This is a genomic window from Microcoleus sp. (assembly GCF_049646505.1).
GTDB lineage: Bacteria > Cyanobacteriota > Cyanobacteriia > Cyanobacteriales > Microcoleaceae > Microcoleus.
Genome location: NZ_JBARVX010000502.1, coordinates 1 through 3,830, shown reverse-complemented (window position 1 = coordinate 3,830; position 3,830 = coordinate 1). Strand labels below are relative to the sequence as shown.

Here is a 3,830-nt window from a genome sequence, read left to right as displayed (position 1 = left end):
GGGGGGGTTCTTAACATAACATTTTGCGGTTTAACATCCAGGTGAGTAAATCCCTGCTGGTGTACAAAACTCAGGGCGCTTCCCACTTGTTGAATTATTGGCAAAGCTTTCGCTTCGGACAAAATGCCGTTATCTTCGAGATATTCTGCTAAATTAGTGCCGTCGATTAATTCCATCACCATGCACCACAATTGAAGATTTCCTACCATTTCGGGAAATACTTCGTAAACTTGGACGACGTGGGGATGGCTGCATCGGGCTAAAGATAAAGCTTCGTTGAGAAATTTGGTTTGTAATTCCTGAAAGTTTGGTTTACCTTGAACGTTGGCATTTAGGGTTTTGATGGCGACTACTTTGCCTTCTTTGGGGTTTTGGGCGCGGTAGGTGACGCCGAATCCGCCGCCGCCGAGGATGGCTTCGACTAGGTATTTGCCGTTGTGGAGTTGTTGTCCTGGTGGCCAGTGCCTCATGGCGGGTTTGTGGGGGTGGAGAGGATGGTTTTGATTATAGCTGAGATGGGGGAATTTTTGGTTGAGGCTTTGGGTGATATCGTTTATGGTTGTTTCGGAATAATTGAACCGCAGAGGCCACAGAGGGCACAGAGGAGAGAGGAGAGAGGTTCAGAAACCGGGTTTTTTCCGAGATTTAGGTGACAGTTTTAATTTGGGAAAAAACCCGGTTTCAATCTTAAGTGTAAGCCTCCATTGGCAAACAAGAACACACAAAATTACGATCGCCAAAAGCATTATCTATCCGGCCCACCGCAGGCCAAAACTTATATTCGCGAGTCCCAGCAGTCGGATAAGCAGCTTGCGCGCGAGTATAAGGACGGTTCCACTCATCAACCATCAGAGATTCTGCAGTATGGGGCGCATTTTTCAACAGATTATTTTGCGCGTCAACATTACCTTTTTCAATCTCCGCAATTTCGCCTCGAATCGCAATCATCGCATCGCAGAAAGAATCTAATTCCTGCTTCGATTCGCTTTCCGTCGGTTCCACCATTACCGTACCTGCGACAGGCCAAGAAACAGTCGGCGCATGATAGCCGTAATCCATCAACCGCTTAGCGATATCATCAACTTCGATAGCAGCAGATTTTTTGAGAAGCCGCAAATCCAGAATACACTCGTGCGCCACTAAACCCGATTTCCCTTTGTACAAAACCGGATAATAAGATTCTAACCGATGCGCCATGTAATTAGCGTTAAGAATTGCAACTTTTGTCGCCTCAGTTAAACCGACTCCTCCCATCATCCGAATGTACATCCAAGAAATAGTCAAAATGCTGGCACTGCCCCAAGGTGCAGCCGAAATAGCACCAACTGATGCTATCTTGCTCCCCCCCTTAGCAAGGGGGGGTTGGGGGGGGTAAGCTCTTGATTCTGCATCAGTAGAAGGCAAAAACTCCACCAAATGAGGCATTACTCCAATCGGCCCCATGCCAGGCCCGCCGCCACCGTGAGGAATGCAGAAAGTTTTGTGCAAATTTAAGTGACAAACATCAGCACCAAAATCACCGGGGCGGCACAAACCAACTTGAGCATTCATATTTGCGCCGTCCATATAAACTTGTCCGCCGCAGTCGTGGACAATCTCGCAAATCTCTTTAATTTTTGACTCAAACACGCCGTGGGTAGATGGATATGTCACCATCAAAGCAGCCAGTTCATTTTTGTGTTTTTCCGCTTTTTTATGCAAGTCGGCGACATCAATATTCCCCTGACTATCGCACTCGACAGCAACTACTTTCATCCCCGCCATGACTGCGCTAGCCGGATTTGTACCGTGGGCTGATTGGGGAATTAAACAGATATTGCGGTGAGCTTCGCCTCGGTGTTCGTGGTATTGGCGAAGGACTAACAATCCCGCGTATTCTCCCTGGGAACCGGCGTTTGGCTGCAAAGAAATTCCCGCAAAACCGGTGATTTCTGCCAGCCACTGTTCGAGTTGCACGAACATCATTTGATAGCCGCGAGTTTGATTGCGGGGTGCAAAGGGATGAATCTTGCCAAATTCGGCCCAAGTTACCGGCAGCATCTCGGCTGTTGCATTCAATTTCATCGTGCAGGAGCCCAAGGGAATCATCGATGTGTTTAGCGATAAATCCTTGGTTTCTAAACGGTGCAAGTACCGCAAAAGTTCGGTTTCGGAATGGTAGCTGTTGAAAACTGGATGGGTGAGATAGCTGGTTGTGCGATCGCAAAAATCTGGTAAAGTCAAATAGGAATTTAATGCGTCTGCATCCAGCGGAATGTTGAGAGCGTTCTGCCCCTCGACCCTGATATAATCCTTATGCTGGCCGAAAATTTCCCATAAATCTTGCACGTCTTCAACGGTAACAGTTTCATCTAAAGTGATTCCGACTGTCGCCTCATCAAAAACTCGAAGATTAATGTTGCGAAGCTGGGTAGCTTCTAGAAGTTCTGACAGCGGTTTGTCTCCCAATTCTACTCGCAGAGTGTCGAAGAAAGGTTGAGAACCAATTTTGTATCCGAAACTTCTTAAACCGGATGCCAAAAGTGCAGTTAAACTCCATACTTTTTCTGCAATGTCTCTGAGTCCAGACGGGCCGTGATAAACAGCATACATACTCGCCATCACTGCCAGCAAAACTTGAGCAGTACAAATATTGCTAGTTGCTTTTTCGCGGCGGATGTGCTGTTCGCGAGTTTGCAAAGCCAAACGTAACGCAGACTTGCCGTTGGCATCTTTGGAAACTCCCACAATTCGCCCCGGAACTTGCCGTTTAAACTCTTCTTTTGTGGCGAAATAGGCTGCGTGGGGCCCTCCGAATCCCATCGGTACTCCGAAGCGCTGGGTGCTTCCTACGGCTATGTCAGCGCCGAATTCGCCGGGGGGTGTAAGCAAGCAAAGGCTCAAAATGTCGGCGGCTACTGTGACTAATGCTCCGTTTTCGTGTGCCGATCGAATAAAATCCCTATAGTCGTAAATTGTGCCGTCTGTAGCTGGGTATTGCAGGAGCGCGCCGAAGATTGTACGATCGAACTCAAAGCTTTGATGGTCGCCCACAATCACCTCAATTCCCAACGGCTTAGCGCGAGTTTGCACCACTTCAATCGTTTGAGGGTGACAATCTTGGGACACAAAAAATGCTTTCGCCCCCTTTTTGCTAGCGCCGTAACTTACCGCCATCGCTTCCGCCGCCGCAGTCCCTTCATCCAGCAAAGAAGCGTTGGCAATTTCCAAACCAGTGAGGTCGATTATCATGGTTTGGAAGTTCAGCAAAGCTTCCAATCGCCCTTGGGCAATTTCGGCTTGGTAGGGAGTGTAAGCTGTATACCAGCCGGGATTTTCCAGAATATTCCGCTGGATGACCGGGGGCGTGATGCAGTCGTGATATCCTGTGCCGATGTACGATCGAAATACCTGATTTTTTGCAGCAATTTCTTTCAATTCTGCCAAAGCAGCGTACTCGCTTTGCGCTGCGGGAAGTTGCAGGGGTTGATTCATGCGAATCGCCGCTGGAACAGTTTTGTCAATCAACTCATCGAGGCTGGAAATACCCAAAACATCCAGCATTTGCTGGATTTCGCTGGGTGTCGGGCCAATGTGCCGCGCCGCAAAACCACCGATGGGGGAAAGGTTTTGCTGCTGGCTGGGTTCAACTTTCGGGCTGTAGAGTACCAAGGCGGATTCTCCTGAGTTAACTTTTGCTTCTTTGTTTGTAACATTTTGCAACGGAAGAAGTCATTAGTCATTAGTCATTAGTCATTAGTCATTAGTCATTAGTCATTAGTCATTAGTCATTAGTCATTAGTCATTAGTCATTAGTCATTAGTCATTAGTCATTAGTCATTAGTCATTAG

The 3,830-nt window shown here is 47.7% G+C and carries 2 protein-coding genes; both read right to left on the bottom strand.

From position 1 onward, the window contains the following. Positions 1-470: serine/threonine-protein kinase (locus WBA89_RS24075; protein ID WP_424409971.1), on the bottom strand; the 470-nt coding region annotated here is incomplete at its 3' end. A 217-nt stretch (positions 471-687) separates the two neighbouring features. Then, positions 688-3,651, bottom strand: coding sequence for an aminomethyl-transferring glycine dehydrogenase (gene gcvP / locus WBA89_RS24070; protein WP_424409973.1), 2,964 nt, complete (start codon positions 3,649-3,651; stop codon positions 688-690). Positions 3,652-3,830 lie beyond the last annotated feature (179 nt).